The sequence below is a fragment of the Eubacterium multiforme genome, from assembly GCF_030813415.1.
In the GTDB taxonomy this organism is placed as follows: domain Bacteria; phylum Bacillota; class Clostridia; order Clostridiales; family Clostridiaceae; genus Clostridium; species Clostridium multiforme.
On sequence record NZ_JAUSUF010000021.1, the window covers coordinates 1 to 17,573 of the forward strand.

A 17,573-nucleotide genomic window follows, 5' to 3' on the forward strand; every position below is an offset into this window, starting at 1 on the left:
TAATTTTACAATGGAGGTTTTTTATTTTCTACTCACCGCTGAAAGCTTTTTAGAACCACCCGCATAGCAGGTGGTATTCTAAATACAAAAAAAAGTATAACCTTACGTAAGGTTATACTCTATCTATCAATACAATTTATTTATTCATAAACGGCGCTATCCCTACGATGGTACTAACCATATCAGGTAATAAGAGTTTAGAAATTAAAATTTCATTCTCAGCCAAAAACTTATGGCTCCCCTAGCTCTATATTTAATTCTTTTACTCTTTAATTTTATAACAACTTCTTAAGATAGTCCATAACAAATTTACTAATAAATAGAATTTAAATTTTTAAAAAACGTTTTCACAACATTTATTATTTATGTTATATTATAGTTATAGAGAGAATATAATTTAACATAAAATGGAGGGGATTTTATGAATTTTTTAAAATATTCTGTTGACTATTTTATTCCAATTATCATGATTATTTTGGGAGGATTATTTATAATTAATCCACCAGATAAAATTAATGAACATTGCGGTTATAGAACTAAACGTTCAATGAGATCAGCTAAAGCTTGGATTTTTGCTAATACTAATCTTGGTAAGCTTTGGGTTGCATTTGGTATTATTTCTGTTATAACTATTTTTATATTAAAAACAACATTAATGTTAAGACCTCAAATAGTATCAATTGTAGGAATATTACTTCCAATAATTTTAATATTTTTATCTCTTGAAATTGTTGAAGAAGAACTTAAATTTAATTTAGATAAAAAAAATTAAATTCATTATATAATAAAAAGCCTATTTCAAAATTCTTTAATTTCTGAAATAGGCTTTTTTATATAAATTAATATTTTAGTTTTAAATAATTATATTATTTATCTCCAAAAACTTGTTTTTTTAGTTTAAGTCCTGTTTTTGTTACTGCAATTCCACCCATAGCAGTTTCTCTTAAAGATGGTGGTAACTGTCTTCCAACCTTATACATTGCTGAAACAGTATCGTCAAATGGGATTTTAGATTCAACTCCAGCCATTATTAAATCAGCTGTACAAAGTGCACTTACAGCACCTGCTGCATTTCTCTTTGCACAAGGTATTTCAACTAGACCTGCAACTGGATCACAAACTAATCCTAATATGTTTTTAATAACTACAGAAGCTCCATCTAAACTCATTTTTGGAGTTCCTCCCATCATTGAAATTACAGCTGCACAGCCCATAGCTGCTGCTGATCCACATTCAGCTTGGCATCCTCCCTCTGCTCCTGAAACTGTTGCATTCATTGCAATTATTGTTCCAACTGCTGCTGATGCAAAAAGTGCCATTACAAGTTCATCTTCTGTTTTATCAAGTTTAGCTCCTGCTGATAATATTACCGCTGGAAGTATTCCACAAGATCCTGCTGTTGGACATGCTACTATTCTTCCCATTGAAGCATTTACTTCTGAAGAGGAAAGTGCCATTGCCATTGCCATAACAGTTGTTGTTCCAGTTAAAGTTTCTCCTTTTTTTAGATACTCATTAACTCTGTATCCATCTCCTCCAATTAATCCACTAACTGAATAAACTTCATTTTCCATTCCTTCAGTTGCTGAATCAATCATAACTTTCAAGGTATTTCTCATTCTATTTATTACTTGCTCCCTTGAATCTCCTGACTTTTCCATTTCACTTTCTATTGCATATTCACTTAAAGATATGCCTTTACTTTCACATATTCTTAAAAGTTCTTCACCACTTCTTGCAATCACTATTCTTCACCTTCCTTTACAGGATTAATCATAATAACTCTACTTATATGTTCTATTTTTTTAATCTCTTCTATAATATTTTCACTTACTCCATAATCTAATTCAAATATCATATTTGCACCTTGTCCTCTTTGTCTTCTATAAACGCTCATAAATGCAATATTTATTCCTTCATCATAAAGAAGCTTAGTTACCTTAGATACAACTCCTGGCACATCCCTTTGTCCTATTATAAGAGTTGGATAATCTCCTGTAAATTCTACTTTATTTCCATTAACTTCATTAATCTTAATGCTTCCGCCACCAATAGATGATCCAACAACTTCTCTTGTTTCTCCTGATTTTGTTACCATAACAAATTTAACAGTATTTGGATGAACATCTCCTAAATCACTTTCTACAAAAGAAAATTTAAGTCCCTTCTCTCTAGCAATTTCTAATGAATTTCTTAATCTCTTATCACTTGGTTCCATTCCAAGTATTCCAGCAACTAAAGCTCTATCTGTACCGTGTCCTTTATATGTTTTTGCAAAGGATCCATGCAAATAAAATGTTACTTCTACAACTTCATCACCTGCAACTGCCCTTGCAACCTTTCCAAGTCTTGCTGCTCCAGCTGTATGTGAACTTGATGGTCCAATCATTATTGGTCCTAAAATGTCAAAAACTCCTACATTATTCATGTTCTTTCACCTTATTTCATTCATAAATTTTATTCAATTATAGTTTAAGCTATTAATGTATACTTTTTCAATATATATTTTTTTTTAGTTTTAATTTATTTTTAAATACTGTTAATTCATTGTTCATACAATGATGTTATATTTAACTTACTATTAATGTTAATTTTTAAAAGGAGGTAAATTTTATGAATTTATTCTTAATTGTAGAAGTAGCCTTCATAATTATATATTCTTTTGCTATTTTGAAAAACTACTTTAAAAGATCTTCTTTAAAAAAGAATGGTCATTACGTAATAATTAAAAATCATAATTTATCATTTACAATAACTTTAATAGCTTTAATTATTATGGCTTGTATTTACATAATTTGTGTTGATAAAAGTTCTATAATAGAAAAAAGTTTATCAGTTATAATTATTTTACTTTTAATACTTAATACACTAATAAATTCAGGAATATTGCTTACACACGATTCATTATATTACATGTATTATAATATTCCTTACAGCGATATATATTCTGTTATATTTAAGAAAAAATCTGAAAATAGATATTTATTAAAATTACAATTTGAAAAAACAACTTTTAATTTTTCAATAAATAAACCTTCTGCAGATGATTTCTATGAAGTATTAAAAGATAGAAAAGTTAAAGTGGAAAGAGTATAAAAAGAACTCGCAAAATTTTGCGAGTTCTTTTATTTAAACTTTATTCCTGAATTACTTCCATTTGGATTAAATAAACTATTGTAAAAATTATCAAATCCATCATCATTCATTTCTATTTCTGAATGGTCATTTACATAAAACTTATTCATTGTTGATGTTATTAAATCAAACTTTTTTACATTATTTTCTTCTAATAAAACATTATAAAGATAAGCTAGATGATTTTGAAGATATTCTTGTATATCTTTAAATTCCTCATCTGTTAATTTTCCTTCTTCATACAACTTTTTAACTGGACCATTTCTAAATATAAAGTAGGTTGATGCCTTAGTTATTTCCTTTATATAATCCTTAGCTTCTTTATTTACCACAGATAAAACACCTCTTTTTTCTAAAATACATATTAATTTAACTACATTTAAGTAATTTGTACAAGTTTCATTTATAAGTTAAATTCCATTCTTTTAATCATATTTAACATTTTATTCACACATTTATTCTATTTTAGCTATAAAATCTTATATGTATATATTTTAAGGAGGATTAATATGAAATATTTTTCTATTGTTTTAAATATAGTAATTGTTTTAACCTTATTATTTTTAGTAGGTAAAGCAATATATATTGAACACATATGCAGCAAAAAATCAGAGAAAACTACCTTTATAATATTTTCTGGGGTAGCTTTAATAAACATAGGTTTAATAATTATTCCTTTAACTTATATAAAAGCTAATAATATTAACCTATTCTCAATTAAATACATATTTATACTTTTAATATTAATATTATTTGTATTCCAAGCAATTCAAGCTTCAAGATTAGTTTTATTTAATCATGGCTTACTTTGTATGGGACAATATATTGATTATAAAAAGATAACTAAATTAAGTATTGGGAAAAAACGTTCATCTTCTATAATTTTAATAGAAGTTAATAAAGATTCTGTTACTTTTAGAATGAGTAATAAAAAGATGGAACTTTTTGCAAAAAAACTAAGAGAAAATCGTGTTAATGTAAAAATATATGAATAACATTAAATTAATAAATGGTTCTAAGTATCCATTTATTAATTTTTAATTCTTAATTTAATTGTTTACATACTATCAATAATTAAACTTTAAAAATCTGATATTATATAAATATCTATATACATAAGGAGGGGGATTTTATGAAAAATATGCCTATATTAGAAATACTATTATTTGTGGCTGTTGCTTTTTTTATAGTAAGAAGTTTTACAATTGAAAGACGTCATAAGAAAAAAGGACCATTTATAACTGTTGGAGTATTTTCAAATGTTGCAATCTTTAATATAGTTCTTATAATATTTATATTAGTATCATCATTTATAGCATTTAATAGTGCTACTAAATATTCTATTAATAACGTTATGAATTTATATATTTTATTACCTGTAATATTTATAATTTATCAAACAGTACTTTCTTTAAAATTTACACTTTGCCAAGATGGAGTATGTTACATAGGACAATTTATAGATTATAAGTATATAAAAAGTGTTCAAATATCAAAAAGCAAAAACAAGTATAACATTGTTATCTTCACACCAAAATCAACACTTACTTTTAAAGTAAGTGAAAATAATAAATTCCTTGTTGAAGAAGCTTTTAAGAAATATAAAATTAAAGTGTCACAAATAAATTAAGTAACTAAGGGGCTATCTTTATAGATAACCCCTTAATTTATTAATATTTATAAAAACAGCTTCCTCCAATAAATTCACGTAATATTGAATTTTCTGGTACCTTATTCATTGGTATTTCTCTAAAGAAGTTTAAAAATGATATTAATCTTTGAGCTTCATTAAATACAGTGCTATCTTTACTTATTTTTTTTAATTCCTTTAAGGCATATGGCTTTAATACACATAATTCATATACAAGAGTTGAATTAAACATATCATCTGCTTCCTCTTGGTATGGGAATATATTCTTTTTCTCTCCTCTTTTAATGGAAGTCCACATTTTTAATGTTTCTTCTCCCCCATATCCTCTTGATAGAAAATCTCTAACAATTCTTCTTATTTTTCTAACATCTGTTGTGTGTATTCTGTTATGATTATCTAAGTTTAATTGAGTTAAGGCTGATATATAAATTTTATGCTTATATTCTTCCCCAATTGCCTCAGTAAGCATAGGATTTAGTGCATGTATTCCTTCCACTATTAAAACTCCATTTTGAGGAAGTTTTACCTTATGTCCATGCCACTCTCTTTTTCCTTTCATGAAGTTATAAGTTGGTATTTCAACTTCCTTTCCATCTAGCATTTTTTCTAAATGGTCATTTAAAGTTTTTAAATCTAGTGAATGTATTGATTCAAAATCATAATCTCCATTTTCATCCCTAGGACTAAATTCTCTGTCAATAAAATAATCATCTAAACTAAGAGGTACTGGAACAAAACCATTAACTCTTAACTGTATGCTTAACCTATTTGCAAAGGTTGTTTTACCTGATGAAGATGGTCCTGCTATTAAAACTATTTTAACTCCATTTTTTTGTGATATCCTATCTGCAATATATGCAATTTTCTTTTCATGAAGAGCTTCTGACACAAGTATTAAATCTTTAAGATCATTATTTTCAATTTTTTCATTTAAACTTCCAACTTCACCAACACCTAATATATTTAGCCACTTTTCTGTTTCATAAAAGATTTTTGCAAGTCTTTTTTGTTCCTTATATGGTGGAAGGTTATCTAAATCTTCTGCATTTGGGCTTCTTAATATAAATCCTGGCTCATAAAACATTAAATCCCAAGCTCTTATAACTCCAGTTTCATAGGCCATCTTGCCATAAAAATAATCATATCTTCCTTCAAGTTCATAAAGTTTTACTTTATTAAAACTCATATGACTTAATAATTTAACCTTATCTTCCATACCATATTTATTGAAAATTTCTATAGCTTCCTGTCTAGACACTTCAATCTTATTTATTTTTACATTATCTTTTATTATTTTTTTCATTCTTTCTTTAATCTTTTTAACATCCTCTTTATTAAGAGCTTCTTCCTTGTGAATTTCTCCAAAAATTCCTTTGCTTATAGAATGTTCTATAGTTATTTTTGAATCCTTAAACACATCAAGGGCAGCTTTAATAAATATAAACTGAAGTGTTCTAGTATATACGCTCATTCCCTCTTCAGTATTAAATCTAATTACCTCTAAATTGACTCCATTATTTATTTCCTGAACTAACTCATAATATTCATTATTCAATTTACATAGTGCAATATTTTTTATCTCGTCTTTATAATATTTATCTATTAAATCTTTAAATCTAATTCCCCTTTTAACTTTTATTATTCTTCCATCTTCAAGAGTTAAATTTATATTAGTCATTAACATTTATCCTCCTTTAAATATTTTCTATGATTATGTTAAAAACTCACTTAAAACATAACCTTTTCTATATATTAATACCATTATATTACTTTTTAATTCCTGTGAAAACTTATAAACTTTTATATTTTGCATATAAAAAATATTTTTTACAAATAATACTTTTGAGGTGTTTATTATATGTTTATTGTTTTTATAAGAACTACAATTTTATACATTTTAGTTATTTTAGCAATGAGACTTATGGGGAAACGTCAAATTGGTGAACTTCAACCTTATGAATTTGTAATAACTATTATGATTTCAGACTTGGCATCAATTCCTATGCAAGATAGTAGATTACCATTAATTTTAGGAATTATTCCTATTATTACATTAATGCTTCTTAAAGTTCTTATTTCACAGCTTCAACTTAAATGTCAATTTGCAAGAAGGCTTATAGAAGGAGAACCTTCTATTTTAATTTATAATGGAAAAATTAAATATAAATCACTAAAAAGTCAACAAATTAATTTAGATGAACTTTTAGAAGAACTTCGCCTTTTAGAATATTTTGACTTAGATCAAATAAAATATGCAATACTTGAAACTAATGGTCATATATCCATTTTACCTAATGATTTTAATAGTCCTTCTGGTAATGGTGGAGGTACTAGTAGCGGCATATCACAAAATCAAAGTCAAAACCAAAAACAAGGTCAAAATCAAAATCAGTCTCAAAATGAAAGCCAAAATCAAAATAAAGGAAAGAAGCAAAACCAATCTTCAGGTCAAAGCCAAAATCAGTCAAATAGTAATAGTCAAGGCTCTGATACCTCATTGCTTCCTAAAGTATTAGTATCTGATGGAAAAATAAATAAAAATCCATTAACTAAATTTAGTGATAATAAGGACTGTATTATAAAAGAATTAAAAAAACATGGTATTCATGATATAAAGAAGGTACTTATAGCCTTATATGATACTAAAGGTAATTTTAAATATCAACTTTTTGATAAATATGAAAAGGAGAAAAAGAAATGAAAAACACAATAATTTCTCTTATTTTATTTTTAACAGTTGTTGGCTTCGTTATTTTTGCAAATGGTGAACTTATAAAACTTTGTGATGAAATTTCAAAAGAAAGTTCTAAAATTGAGGAACTACTAGATAATGATAACTGGAACGAATCCTATAAAAAAAGTGTTAAGCTTTTAGAACTTTTAAAAACGGATGGATTTGTATCATCTATTTATATAAATCATACTGATATAGATGAGCTTATAAATAATACTGTTAGAGCTACTGTCCTTATAAAATGTCATGATAAAGCTGAATCCTTATCTACCTTACATCTAATGAAATATAATGCTGATAGGATTAAACAGCTACAATATCCAACCTTAGAAAATATACTTTAATTTCAAATTCTTTACTAAAATAAAAGTTTCCTCTTAAAAATATAAGAGGAAACTTTTATTTTGTATTTAATATCTTTCTATAAAGGTTGCACATTTAGTGTCACTTTCTTCTTTGCAGTTATCACCAGATATATCAACATAATTTGCTATACATCTTTGTTTATCATTATACATGCAATTTTTTGCATTACATTCTATTTCCATATTAGGATTAGGCTTTTGTTCCATACTCATAATGGAATAACTCATTTCTTGAAAGTCATTACACATTGTTTGTGATGATGACATTGCCTCTCTTCCACCAACTGCTATTGATTCATTACAGCAATAACTATCTCTATTGTGAGTACATTCTCTAACTTGACATCTTAATGTAGCCATAAATACAACTCCTTTTTTCTAAATATACTCTATTATTATCTGTAATTTTTTATTTTTAATTCCTATTTTTCTATATAATTTTTAACATGCTTAATTACCATGTTTATACTTCCATCACCATTTCTTACAATTTCAAATTTGCTTGAATCATTATAAACCTCTTCATCTATGTAAAGGTCAATTTCTTTATCTATTTTAAGTCTAACCCTTTTAAGTTTCTTCTCCACCCAAGTTTTATCTACGGAAACATCATCTAATCCTTGAGCCTTTACAAAGGTACTGAAATTATCCTTTTTATTTTCTTCACCTTTAAATAATTCCTCTGAAAATTCATCTACATTAATTATTTCTTCGTTTTTAAGTTTATCCTTAACTTTACTTCTAACCTTTTCAGCTTGATCTGCATCCTCTTGGAAATTTTCTCTTGTCCAAGCTTCAGTAGCCTTTAAGAAAGTTTTTGTCATATCCCTTTCATTTTGAACTATAGTACACCCTAAAAAATTATTTATAAAATAATTTGCTCCATACTCATCTTCATTTTTGCTTTTCCTTTGTTTATCTAAAACCATTAAATTATAATTTTCCTCTTCTCTTATTGGCTTAATAAAAGCTGCCTTTTGAATCTTTTGAGAACTACCAGGAAGTCCTGCTGATTGAGGTACAATTCCTATTCCAATTTTATTATCTAAAAACTCAACATGATGAGTAAAATTCTTTATATAATCCATTTTTAAAATAGCAATCATAGGTCCTTGATCTGTTGTTATAGATGCAACTATAAGATCACAGGAAGGAATATTAACATTCCCATTCATTATTGCAAACATCTGCCTTGCAAGTTCCTTTGAAAGATTAATTAAATCACTATCTACACCATTTAAATAATCTTGTGTTACTTCCTTTACAATACTTCTTCCCTCATTAAACTTAGCATATTTTAATTCTTCATCCTTAAAACACTTTTCTATATGTTTAAAAACAAATTTATATATATCCTCATTTAAATCTAAAGAATATTCATTTAAAACGGGCTCTCCCCCATTGCTATCTAAAATATGTATAACAGCTTCATTTATATTAATATCATTTATATATTCCATTTTCTAAATTTCCTCCAAACCCAAATCATTAACATTTTATATTGTATCATATATGAAATATATTTCATCTGGTAAGATTAATTTCAATTAGTTTTATACTTTGGTAAATTCTGTTATAATGTCTATAAACTGATTGTTATTTTTTTATTTAATTTAACATTTTGTAATATATTTAAGGAGATTTTAAAATATGAGAATAAAAAAAGGTATTATTATTTATTCAATAATAGTAGCACTTGTTGTTATTATTTCTATTTTTTATCGTTATACATATAAAAATTTTAATTCTATACTTTTTGTTAATCATAATTCTAATTACTATTATGCTCTTAGTCATAAAAATCTTGAAGAAACAGGTGATTATAGAATTAAATTTTTTAACTTAATTACATATGATAAACAGACTAAAAAAGAAAAAAAATATAATTTTAAAAACTTAGGAGATACTAAAGATATAGTTATAAATCCATCTAACATGCAATCTTCCGGGGATTGGATAATATTTAAAAGTTATAGTAATGAAGGCTTAACTGGTATAAATATAAATAATGGAGATGTTAAAATTCTAGTTAATAATTTAGTTACTGAAAAAGGAAAAATATATTCTCTAAAAGATTTTTCAGTATATAAAAATAATATTATTTATTCTTATGTATCAAATGATACAACCTATGTTGAAACAATGAATATAAAAAATAATAAAAGAACTGTTATTGCAAAATTTAATAATTCTGCTGATGTACCAGTTGCCATATATGAAGATAAGGCAGCATATATTTCTGATAATAAAATTTATCTATATGATTTAAATAACAATAAAATAATAAAAAAATCTACTAAAAATTATTCAACTGAATTTTTGTTATATAAAGATAAAATATACACTTTTAAATCCACACCTAATAAAAATTCATTAGTTAGTTTGGATTTTAATATGAAAGAAACTGAAATATTAAAAAATATAAATAGAAAAGATAAATTATATTATGACAAAGACAAAATAATATTTAATAACTACTTCTACGATACAAATAATAATCAATTATACATTAGAAAGTTAAACAAAACTTCCTATAAACCTGGAAGACTTATACTTGGAGATTATATATTTGATGGAAATTCTAAATATGAAAAATTAAAAGAAAATAAAAATTATATTAAAGCTTCACCAGAAAATGAAATATACTAATTACTAATAAAAATTTTCTTATAGATAAAAACTTTCTATTGATAATTGTTATTATTAGATATAAAATATAATTAATAGAAAAATATTGAATTTTTTAAAGATTGGAGATGCTTAAATGAAAGATAAAGAAAATTTAACTAAAGAGGATTTTTATGATCAAATTTTAGAAGAGGATAAGAAAGTTGATCCAACAGATCCTTGTAATCCAGCTCATCCAGATTACCCTTGGGTACCTTGTGGTTTAAAAAAAGATAAAAAATAAATTATATAAAATAGGTTGTCAAATATTTTGACAACCTATTATTTATTTTAATAAATTATTTTTATTATTCTGAAACTGTTCCAGCTATATTTACTGCATGGTCTCCTATTCTTTCTAGATTACTTATAATATCTAAAAATATTACACTTCCATAAGCAGTTGTTCTTCCAGTACTAAGTCTCTTTATATGGCTGCTTCTTAGTTCTTTTTCCATAACATCAATGGCATCTTCTAGTTCTCCAAGAAGAGTTGAATTTTTAATACTTCTATCTTCATAAGCTTTTATAGCCATTTCCATAGCTTCTAGAGTATTATTATACATAATATTTAAGTCATGTATATCTTCATCATCATACTTAACCTTCTCATATATCTTTTCCCTTGCAAGGTCTGATATATTTTTGGCATGATCTCCAATTCTTTCTATGTCATTTATTACATTAAAAGCTGATGTTACATCCTTTGTTATATCATCTGATAATTGGGACTCAGACAACTTAACTAAGTAATCTGCAATTTCTCTCTCTAAGGTATTTATAATTCTTTCATTCTTTATAACCTTATCTGAAATAGCTTCATTTCCTTCAATAAAAGCAGTCATTGCAAGCTTAAAATTTTCTTTAGCCTTATATGCCATTCTTACAGTTTCCTTTTCTGCTTGTATTGTAGCTATTACTGGTGTTTCAAGTAACTTTTCATCTAAATATAATGCTCCATTTTTTTCAATATTATCTTCTCCTGGAAGTATTTTATTTGCAATAAATACTAATACATTTGCAAATGGTATTAAAATAATAGTTACTATAATATTAAATATTGTATGAGCATTTGCTATTTGTCTTACAACATTTTCTGGACTAATTACTTGAACAGCTTCAATTAGCCAACCTATAAATGGTAAGAAAATAACAGTTCCTATAATATTAAATAATAAATGTATAATTGCTGCTTTCTTTGCTGTTTTATTTGCTCCCACTGCTGAAAGTAATGCTGTTACGCAAGTTCCTATGTTACACCCTAAAATTATTGGAATTGCAACATAAAGATCTATCGCTCCTGTTGTTGCAAGGGCTATAAGTATTCCTGTTGTTGCTGATGAACTTTGTACTACTGCTGTCATAACTAATCCTGTTATAAGTCCTAAGAACATATTATTTCCAACTAAAAATACAAAATCCTTAAACATATCTGAGTCTGCAACTGGCTTCATAGAACCTGACATTAATCCCATTCCTAAAAATAATAAACCAAATCCTAATAAAATATTTGCAATATCTCTTCTCTTTTTGCTTTTTGCTACAAGAGAAATAAATACTCCAACGCCAATTATAAATGGAGCTATACTTTCTAAATCAAGTGATACCATTTGAGCTGTTATTGTTGTACCAACATTAGCTCCCATTATTACTCCTGTTGCCTGAATTAAATTCATAATTCCTGCATTTACAAAGCTTACTACCATTACAGTTGTTGCACTTGAACTTTGAATAATTGCTGTAACTAATGCTCCTACTGCAACTCCAACAAATCTGTTACTTGTAAATTTTTCAACTATAGTTTTTAATCTTTCTCCTGCTGCATTTTCAAGGCCATCTCCCATTAGTTTCATTCCATAAAGAAATAAACCTAATCCACCTATTAGGCCTGAAATTATCCCTAATATATTCAATTATATTTTCCTCCAACTCTTTTTCTTTTGCTGCACATTTAATTCTATCCATTCTCGTTCATAAAGTTAATAGTATTATCTAATTATTAAATATTTATTTACATTTATTTTTTATAAATATCTCTATTTATTTAAATTTTAGATAAATCTTTAATAATTAAAATTCTATATAAAATAAATACCAATTTAAAACACAGCATTATAAATTATAATATTTAATTATTTACTTTAATTTCAGTTTATATTCATTTGATATAATATTAAAATAAGACTATGATTTTAAATAATATAAATTTTAAAATAATTATAAAACCTAAAATTAGGAGGATTAAATAATGGGAAAAGAATTAGAAACTAGAGTTATAAACATAGATGTAGAAAAAATTAGAGAAAAATTAGTTAGTTTAAAAGCAGAAAAAGTAAAGTCTGAAAATCAAATAAATGATATATATGACTTTGAAGATGAAAGACTTTTAAAAGAAAAAGGCTATGCAAGAATTAGAACTGTTCATGATCTTATAAATAATAAAGAAATAATATTTATGACAACAAAAAAAATGCTATCTCAAGGTGAGTTTAAAGAAATGGAAGAAAATGAAGTTATAGTAGATAATAAAACTATGGCTGAAGGAATATTTAAATCTTTAGGTCTTGTCCTTCATCAATCTATAAAAAAATATAGAGAAAGTTATAAAGTTTTAGATGGATTAGTAGAAATTGATATAAATGACAAGGACTTTTGTCCATTCCCTTATATTGAAATTGAAACCTCTTCTTTAGAGTCTTTAAATAAAATTTTAGCTTTACTTGGATATACTATAAAAGATACAACATCAAAAACTATTTATGAATTAATTGATGAATATAATAAAAATCACAAATAAAAAAATGGCTGGGCAAAGTTTATACTAAGTCCAGCCATAATTTTTATAGCTAATATAATATATTATATTCTACCATTATAATTTTGCTAAATCTTTTGAAGGTCCAAACATTTCATAATGTATAGAATCATCTTTTATTCCCATTCCCTTTAATATATCATATATATATTTCATAAATCCTAAAGGTCCACAGAAATAAAAGTCTCCATCCTTAGGTAAATTTTCTTCAATCCACTCTTTAGTAATGAATCCAACTTCATCATAATCTTCACCTAATACATCTGATTCTAATGGAGTTTGATAGAATACTCCTGTCTTCATATTTTTATTATTTTTCTTTAATTCTTTAATTTCATTTTTAAAAGTATGTTGAGTTGAATTTAATACTGCTTGAACAAATGTAACATCCCTTTTATCTTCTAAAGCTTGATATAACATAGCCATAGTTGGAGTTACTCCAATACCACCACTTATTAAAACTACTGGCTTATTACCTTCTTTTAATATAAAATCTCCAAGGGGATCTGTTATAAATATTGTATCTCCTATATTTACTTTATCATGCATATATCTAGATACTAATCCATGTTCTTCTCTTTTAACACTAATTCTATAAAAATCTGAACCTGGCTTCATTGATAAGCTATATTGTCTTATAGCTCCTTTATTTTCTCCCTCTTTAATTGGATTTACTGATATAAATTGTCCTGGCATACTTTTCTTTAATTTGCCACCATCTTTTGGTCTCATATAAAAAGATGTAACTACATCATTTTCTTTTACTTTATTAAATATTTCTACTTCTTTCATATTAATCATAGTATAAGTCCTCCCTTAAGTTCTAAATTCTTTATACTATATTATATCATATTTTATTATTAACAAATAATAATTATTAATTAATAACATATTATTAACATTGTTTTATAATTATTTTTCTTTTTCTTAAAATCTTAAACAGACTCTGCAATATTTACTGAATGGTCTCCTATTCTTTCTAGATTACTTATAATATCTAAAAATACTACACTACCATAAGCAGTTGTTGTTTTACCCGTGCTAAGTCTTTTTATATGATTACTTCTTAATTGTTTTTCCATATTATCTATATCATTTTCTATTTTATTTAATTGTTCCTTATCCTTTACAATATTATCTTCATAAGATTTTATTGACATTTCCATAATTTTTAATGCACTTTCATACATCATATTTAGTTCCTTTAAATCTTCATCATCATATTTAATTTTTTCATATATTTTTTCTCTTGCAAGTTCTGAAATATTTTTGGCATGATCTCCTATTCTTTCAATATCATTTATTATATTAAAAGCTGAAGTTATATCATTTGTTAACTCATCTGACAAAGTTTCCTCTGATAACCTAATTAAATAATCAGCTATATCTCTTTCTAATGAATTTATAACTTTTTCATTTTCCATTACTTCATCTGTTAATTTTTCATTATTTTCATTAAATGCCTTCATTGCATTTTCAAAATTTTTCTTTGCTTTATAAGCCATAGTAACAGTAGCCTTTTGTGCCTGAACTGTTGCTATAACTGGAGTATCTAATAATTTTTTATCTAAATAAATATCCTCTCTAACCTTATCACTTTTTTTATCTGGTAATATCTTATTTGCAAGTAATACTAAAACTCCTACAAAAGGTAATAAAATAGCAGTTACTGTTACATTAAATATTGTATGTGCATTAGCAACTTGCCTTGGTATATCATCTGGACTTATGTATTGAACTGTTTTTATTAAAACTCCAATAAAAGGTATAAATATAATTGTTCCGATTACATTAAATAATAAATGAATAATAGCTGCCTTTTTTGCTGTTCTATTTGCTCCTATAGCTGCCAATAATGCTGTTACACAAGTACCTATATTACATCCTAATATTATTGGAAGTGCAACATAAAGATTTATAGAACCTGTCATTGATAAAGCTATAAGTATACCTGTTGTAGCAGATGAACTTTGTACTATAGCTGTCATTACAAGACCTGTTAATATTCCTAAAAATACATTATTTCCAACTAAAAATACAAAGTCTTTAAAAAATTGTGACTTTGCAATAGGTTCCATAGCATTTGACATTAATCCCATTCCTAAAAACAAGATACCAAACCCTACAAGAATATTTGCAATTTCTTTTCTCTTTTTACTTTTAGAAATAAATAATGTAAATACTCCTAGTCCAATTACAAGTGGTGCAATACTTTCTAAATTAAAAGATACCATTTGAGCTGTTATTGTTGTACCAATATTAGCTCCCATTATTACTCCAGTTGCTTGAATCAAATTCATAATTCCTGCATTTACAAAGCTAACAACCATTACAGTTGTAGCACTTGAACTTTGAATAATAGCAGTAACTAAGGCTCCTACTAAAACTCCTATAAACCTATTACTTGTGAATTTTTCTACTATTCCTTTTAACTTTTCTCCTGCTGCATTTTCAAGACCGTCTCCCATTAGCTTCATTCCATAAAGGAATAATCCTAATCCTCCTATCACTCCTGAAATAATACCCAAAATTTCCAAAATTCCATCCCTCCAAGTTTTTATTTGGCAATTTACTTTTTTTCAATTTTTTAATAATACTATATTTTTATATTAACTTTTCATTTCAAGTAAAGTCTATCATAAAAAATTTTTAATTAACTAAATTTAACATAACATTAATATTAGTTAATATAGTTTTAATAATAAATTCTATTAATTTATCTAAAAAGATAACCTAAACCTTCAAAATGTACTTTTAATCATAAAAAAAATAAAAGGAACCATTAAGTATATTAAATACTTAATAGTTCCTTTACAAAAGACTATGTATTATAGTCCTTCCATCTCTAAACTTTTTCTTACAGATATCATTACAAATGGTATGTAAATTAATACTGATACTGCTATACAAATAATTGCAGTTACTCCACCCATTAATGAATTAGTTGAAATTATAGCTCCAAGTACTGGAGGTGTTACCCAACTTGCTACTATTGCTACTGGTGGAACAAAACCTATTACAGTTAAAACATAGGCTATAGTTGCAGAAGCAATTGGTGCTAATATAAATGGTATAAAATATATTGGATTTAAAACTAATGGCATACCAAATGTTACTGGTTCATTTATATTAAAACATCCTGGTGCTAATCCTAGTTTTGCAATCATCATTTCTTGCTTTGATTTTCTACCTACCATAAATATAGCTATTAATAGTGCAATTGTTGTACCAGACCCACCCATATTTACATATGAATCTATGAATTGGCTATTTATTATATTTTGTGGAATTTTTCCTGCATTAATAGCTGCTGTATTAGCTAATGTCATTGGTAAAAGTACAGCATTTACTACTGGTGCTATTATATTTGATCCATGTATTCCAAAGAACCATAATAATTGTTGAACTAAAATTAATACTACTATTCCGCCAAAGCTACCAACTACTCCTTCTAATGGTTTTTGAATAGCTGCAAACAATGATGCAAATACATCATCAATTCCGATTGCTCTAAATATAAGTACTACTGCAGCTGCTATTATTAATACTATAATTGATGGTAATAATCCAGCAAATGATCTTGAAACTGCTGGTGGTACTCCCTCTGGCATTTTAATAACCAATTTAGGATTTCCAATAAGTCTTATGTAAATTTCAGTTGCACATAAGGCTACTATAATTGCAATAAATAATCCAGCTGATCCTAAAAATTGAAGTGAAAATCCAGTTCCTTCAACTAATTTAAGAGGTGCTTGTGGATAAAGGATAAAGAATACTCCAAGGGAAACAATAGCTGCTCCAACACCATCTTTATCATAACTTCTAGCTAAATGATAAGCTATTGTACAAGTAACCAAAATTGACATAATTGCAAAGGATCCATTCCAAATAGCTCCTCCAAAATCCTTCCAATGCTCTCCAAAGATTTTAAGCATAAAATCTTGATAAGGTTTCCATCCTATATTATTAATTAATACGGCAAAAGACCCTGCTATAATTAAAGGCATAATAGTAACAAAACCATCACGGATAGCAACTAAATGTCTTTGTGAGCCTATTTTAGCTGCTATAGGTACGAAATACTTTTCCATCCATTCCATAAACTTTTTCATAAATAATTCCCTCCCATAATTTTTAGAATTGCTAAATTATTTCTAAATATTTTATTCTTTTATTACTTAATATAATTTCTTTTTGAAATAATCT

At 26.2% G+C, this 17,573-nt stretch carries 19 protein-coding genes and 1 riboswitch; of the genes, 9 read left to right on the top strand and 10 right to left on the bottom strand.

From position 1 onward, the window contains the following. Nucleotides 1-141 precede the first annotated feature (141 nt). A riboswitch (TPP riboswitch) is annotated at nucleotides 142-253 on the bottom strand. A 168-nt stretch (nucleotides 254-421) separates the two neighbouring features. Beyond that, complete coding sequence (locus tag J2S18_RS15680; RefSeq protein ID WP_307488246.1) at nucleotides 422-772, top strand: SdpI family protein; 351 nt, start codon at nucleotides 422-424, stop codon at nucleotides 770-772. Nucleotides 773-866: 94 nt separating this feature from the next. Here the strand turns inward: J2S18_RS15680 and sdaAA are convergent, their stop codons facing one another. Then, a complete protein-coding gene (gene sdaAA, locus J2S18_RS15685) occupies nucleotides 867-1,745 on the bottom strand; it encodes an L-serine ammonia-lyase, iron-sulfur-dependent, subunit alpha (protein WP_307488247.1) in 879 nt (292 codons plus the stop codon). Then, complete coding sequence (gene sdaAB / locus J2S18_RS15690; RefSeq protein ID WP_307488249.1) at nucleotides 1,745-2,428, bottom strand: L-serine ammonia-lyase, iron-sulfur-dependent subunit beta; 684 nt, start codon at nucleotides 2,426-2,428, stop codon at nucleotides 1,745-1,747. The genes sdaAA and sdaAB overlap by 1 nt, the downstream gene beginning before the upstream one ends. 185 nt (nucleotides 2,429-2,613) lie before the next feature. Between sdaAB and J2S18_RS15695 the strand changes: the two genes are divergently transcribed. Next, the gene (locus J2S18_RS15695) at nucleotides 2,614-3,096 is read left to right on the top strand and encodes a hypothetical protein (RefSeq protein ID WP_307488250.1); all 483 of its coding nucleotides are present in this window, start codon (nucleotides 2,614-2,616) and stop codon (nucleotides 3,094-3,096) included. A gap of 29 nt (nucleotides 3,097-3,125) precedes the next feature. Here the strand turns inward: J2S18_RS15695 and J2S18_RS15700 are convergent, their stop codons facing one another. Continuing rightward, nucleotides 3,126-3,467, bottom strand: a complete 342-nt coding sequence (locus J2S18_RS15700; RefSeq protein ID WP_307488251.1) for a hypothetical protein — start codon at nucleotides 3,465-3,467, stop codon at nucleotides 3,126-3,128. Between the two features lie 177 nt (nucleotides 3,468-3,644). On the opposite strand from J2S18_RS15700, the gene J2S18_RS15705 reads away from it, so the two are divergent. Both J2S18_RS15705 and J2S18_RS15710 read left to right on the top strand, forming a co-directional pair. Then, nucleotides 3,645-4,130, top strand: coding sequence for a hypothetical protein (locus tag J2S18_RS15705; protein WP_307488253.1), 486 nt, complete (start codon nucleotides 3,645-3,647; stop codon nucleotides 4,128-4,130). Between the two features lie 137 nt (nucleotides 4,131-4,267). After that, entirely contained in the window at nucleotides 4,268-4,765 is a 498-nt protein-coding gene (locus tag J2S18_RS15710; protein ID WP_307488254.1) for a hypothetical protein, read from the top strand. A gap of 40 nt (nucleotides 4,766-4,805) precedes the next feature. On the opposite strand, the gene J2S18_RS15715 is transcribed toward J2S18_RS15710, so the two are convergent. Further along, nucleotides 4,806-6,464, bottom strand: a complete 1,659-nt coding sequence (locus J2S18_RS15715; protein ID WP_307488256.1) for a nucleoside kinase — start codon at nucleotides 6,462-6,464, stop codon at nucleotides 4,806-4,808. 180 nt (nucleotides 6,465-6,644) lie between these two features. Here J2S18_RS15715 and J2S18_RS15720 point away from each other — a divergent pair, with 180 nt between their 5' ends. Both J2S18_RS15720 and J2S18_RS15725 read left to right on the top strand, forming a co-directional pair. Next, nucleotides 6,645-7,487 carry a YetF domain-containing protein gene (locus J2S18_RS15720; protein ID WP_307488258.1) on the top strand — a complete coding sequence of 281 codons (843 nt, stop codon included), beginning with the start codon at nucleotides 6,645-6,647 and terminating at the stop codon, nucleotides 7,485-7,487. Continuing rightward, the gene (locus J2S18_RS15725; RefSeq protein ID WP_307488259.1) at nucleotides 7,484-7,864 is read left to right on the top strand and encodes a DUF4363 family protein; all 381 of its coding nucleotides are present in this window, start codon (nucleotides 7,484-7,486) and stop codon (nucleotides 7,862-7,864) included. Before J2S18_RS15720 ends, J2S18_RS15725 begins: the two co-directional genes overlap by 4 nt. Before the next feature lie 66 nt (nucleotides 7,865-7,930). On the opposite strand, the gene J2S18_RS15730 is transcribed toward J2S18_RS15725, so the two are convergent. Together J2S18_RS15730 and J2S18_RS15735 are read right to left on the bottom strand one after the other, a co-directional pair. Next, complete coding sequence (locus tag J2S18_RS15730) at nucleotides 7,931-8,245, bottom strand: DUF1540 domain-containing protein (RefSeq protein WP_307488260.1); 315 nt, start codon at nucleotides 8,243-8,245, stop codon at nucleotides 7,931-7,933. 62 nt (nucleotides 8,246-8,307) lie between these two features. Further along, the gene (locus J2S18_RS15735) at nucleotides 8,308-9,345 is read right to left on the bottom strand and encodes a nucleoid-associated protein (RefSeq protein ID WP_307488261.1); all 1,038 of its coding nucleotides are present in this window, start codon (nucleotides 9,343-9,345) and stop codon (nucleotides 8,308-8,310) included. Nucleotides 9,346-9,535: 190 nt separating this feature from the next. Here J2S18_RS15735 and J2S18_RS15740 point away from each other — a divergent pair, with 190 nt between their 5' ends. Both J2S18_RS15740 and J2S18_RS15745 read left to right on the top strand, forming a co-directional pair. Next, nucleotides 9,536-10,534: a hypothetical protein gene (locus J2S18_RS15740; protein ID WP_307488263.1), complete on the top strand. Its 999-nt coding sequence runs from the start codon at nucleotides 9,536-9,538 to the stop codon at nucleotides 10,532-10,534. Nucleotides 10,535-10,649: 115 nt separating this feature from the next. Beyond that, the gene (locus J2S18_RS15745) at nucleotides 10,650-10,796 is read left to right on the top strand and encodes a hypothetical protein (protein ID WP_307488265.1); all 147 of its coding nucleotides are present in this window, start codon (nucleotides 10,650-10,652) and stop codon (nucleotides 10,794-10,796) included. A 64-nt stretch (nucleotides 10,797-10,860) separates the two neighbouring features. Here the strand turns inward: J2S18_RS15745 and J2S18_RS15750 are convergent, their stop codons facing one another. After that, on the bottom strand, nucleotides 10,861-12,465 hold the full coding sequence (locus tag J2S18_RS15750; RefSeq protein ID WP_307488267.1) for a Na/Pi cotransporter family protein: 1,605 nt from the start codon (nucleotides 12,463-12,465) through the stop codon (nucleotides 10,861-10,863). A gap of 335 nt (nucleotides 12,466-12,800) precedes the next feature. Here J2S18_RS15750 and J2S18_RS15755 point away from each other — a divergent pair, with 335 nt between their 5' ends. Then, nucleotides 12,801-13,349: a class IV adenylate cyclase gene (locus J2S18_RS15755; RefSeq protein WP_307488268.1), complete on the top strand. Its 549-nt coding sequence runs from the start codon at nucleotides 12,801-12,803 to the stop codon at nucleotides 13,347-13,349. A 75-nt stretch (nucleotides 13,350-13,424) separates the two neighbouring features. On the opposite strand, the gene J2S18_RS15760 is transcribed toward J2S18_RS15755, so the two are convergent. The 3 genes from J2S18_RS15760 to J2S18_RS15770 form a co-directional block, all read right to left on the bottom strand. Next, nucleotides 13,425-14,168, bottom strand: a complete 744-nt coding sequence (locus tag J2S18_RS15760; RefSeq protein WP_307488270.1) for an FAD-binding oxidoreductase — start codon at nucleotides 14,166-14,168, stop codon at nucleotides 13,425-13,427. A 134-nt stretch (nucleotides 14,169-14,302) separates the two neighbouring features. Further along, nucleotides 14,303-15,904: a Na/Pi cotransporter family protein gene (locus J2S18_RS15765; protein ID WP_307488272.1), complete on the bottom strand. Its 1,602-nt coding sequence runs from the start codon at nucleotides 15,902-15,904 to the stop codon at nucleotides 14,303-14,305. A 291-nt stretch (nucleotides 15,905-16,195) separates the two neighbouring features. Continuing rightward, nucleotides 16,196-17,479: a PTS sugar transporter subunit IIC gene (locus tag J2S18_RS15770; protein ID WP_307488274.1), complete on the bottom strand. Its 1,284-nt coding sequence runs from the start codon at nucleotides 17,477-17,479 to the stop codon at nucleotides 16,196-16,198. Nucleotides 17,480-17,573 lie beyond the last annotated feature (94 nt).

Bases quoted from the DNA above. Each gene is read 5' to 3' on its own strand.
- J2S18_RS15715 (WP_307488256.1), bottom strand. From the start codon at position 6,464: ATGACTAATATAAATTTAACTCTTGAAGATGGAAGAATAATAAAAGTT.
- J2S18_RS15710 (WP_307488254.1), top strand. From the start codon at position 4,268: ATGAAAAATATGCCTATATTAGAAATACTATTATTTGTGGCTGTTGCT.
- J2S18_RS15730 (WP_307488260.1), bottom strand. From the start codon at position 8,245: ATGGCTACATTAAGATGTCAAGTTAGAGAATGTACTCACAATAGAGAT.
- J2S18_RS15725 (WP_307488259.1), top strand. From the start codon at position 7,484: ATGAAAAACACAATAATTTCTCTTATTTTATTTTTAACAGTTGTTGGC.
- J2S18_RS15720 (WP_307488258.1), top strand. From the start codon at position 6,645: ATGTTTATTGTTTTTATAAGAACTACAATTTTATACATTTTAGTTATT.
- J2S18_RS15760 (WP_307488270.1), bottom strand. From the start codon at position 14,168: ATGATTAATATGAAAGAAGTAGAAATATTTAATAAAGTAAAAGAAAAT.
- J2S18_RS15745 (WP_307488265.1), top strand. From the start codon at position 10,650: ATGAAAGATAAAGAAAATTTAACTAAAGAGGATTTTTATGATCAAATT.
- J2S18_RS15740 (WP_307488263.1), top strand. From the start codon at position 9,536: ATGAGAATAAAAAAAGGTATTATTATTTATTCAATAATAGTAGCACTT.
- J2S18_RS15735 (WP_307488261.1), bottom strand. From the start codon at position 9,345: ATGGAATATATAAATGATATTAATATAAATGAAGCTGTTATACATATT.
- sdaAB (WP_307488249.1), bottom strand. From the start codon at position 2,428: ATGAATAATGTAGGAGTTTTTGACATTTTAGGACCAATAATGATTGGA.
- J2S18_RS15705 (WP_307488253.1), top strand. From the start codon at position 3,645: ATGAAATATTTTTCTATTGTTTTAAATATAGTAATTGTTTTAACCTTA.
- J2S18_RS15695 (WP_307488250.1), top strand. From the start codon at position 2,614: ATGAATTTATTCTTAATTGTAGAAGTAGCCTTCATAATTATATATTCT.
- J2S18_RS15680 (WP_307488246.1), top strand. From the start codon at position 422: ATGAATTTTTTAAAATATTCTGTTGACTATTTTATTCCAATTATCATG.
- J2S18_RS15755 (WP_307488268.1), top strand. From the start codon at position 12,801: ATGGGAAAAGAATTAGAAACTAGAGTTATAAACATAGATGTAGAAAAA.
- J2S18_RS15770 (WP_307488274.1), bottom strand. From the start codon at position 17,479: ATGAAAAAGTTTATGGAATGGATGGAAAAGTATTTCGTACCTATAGCA.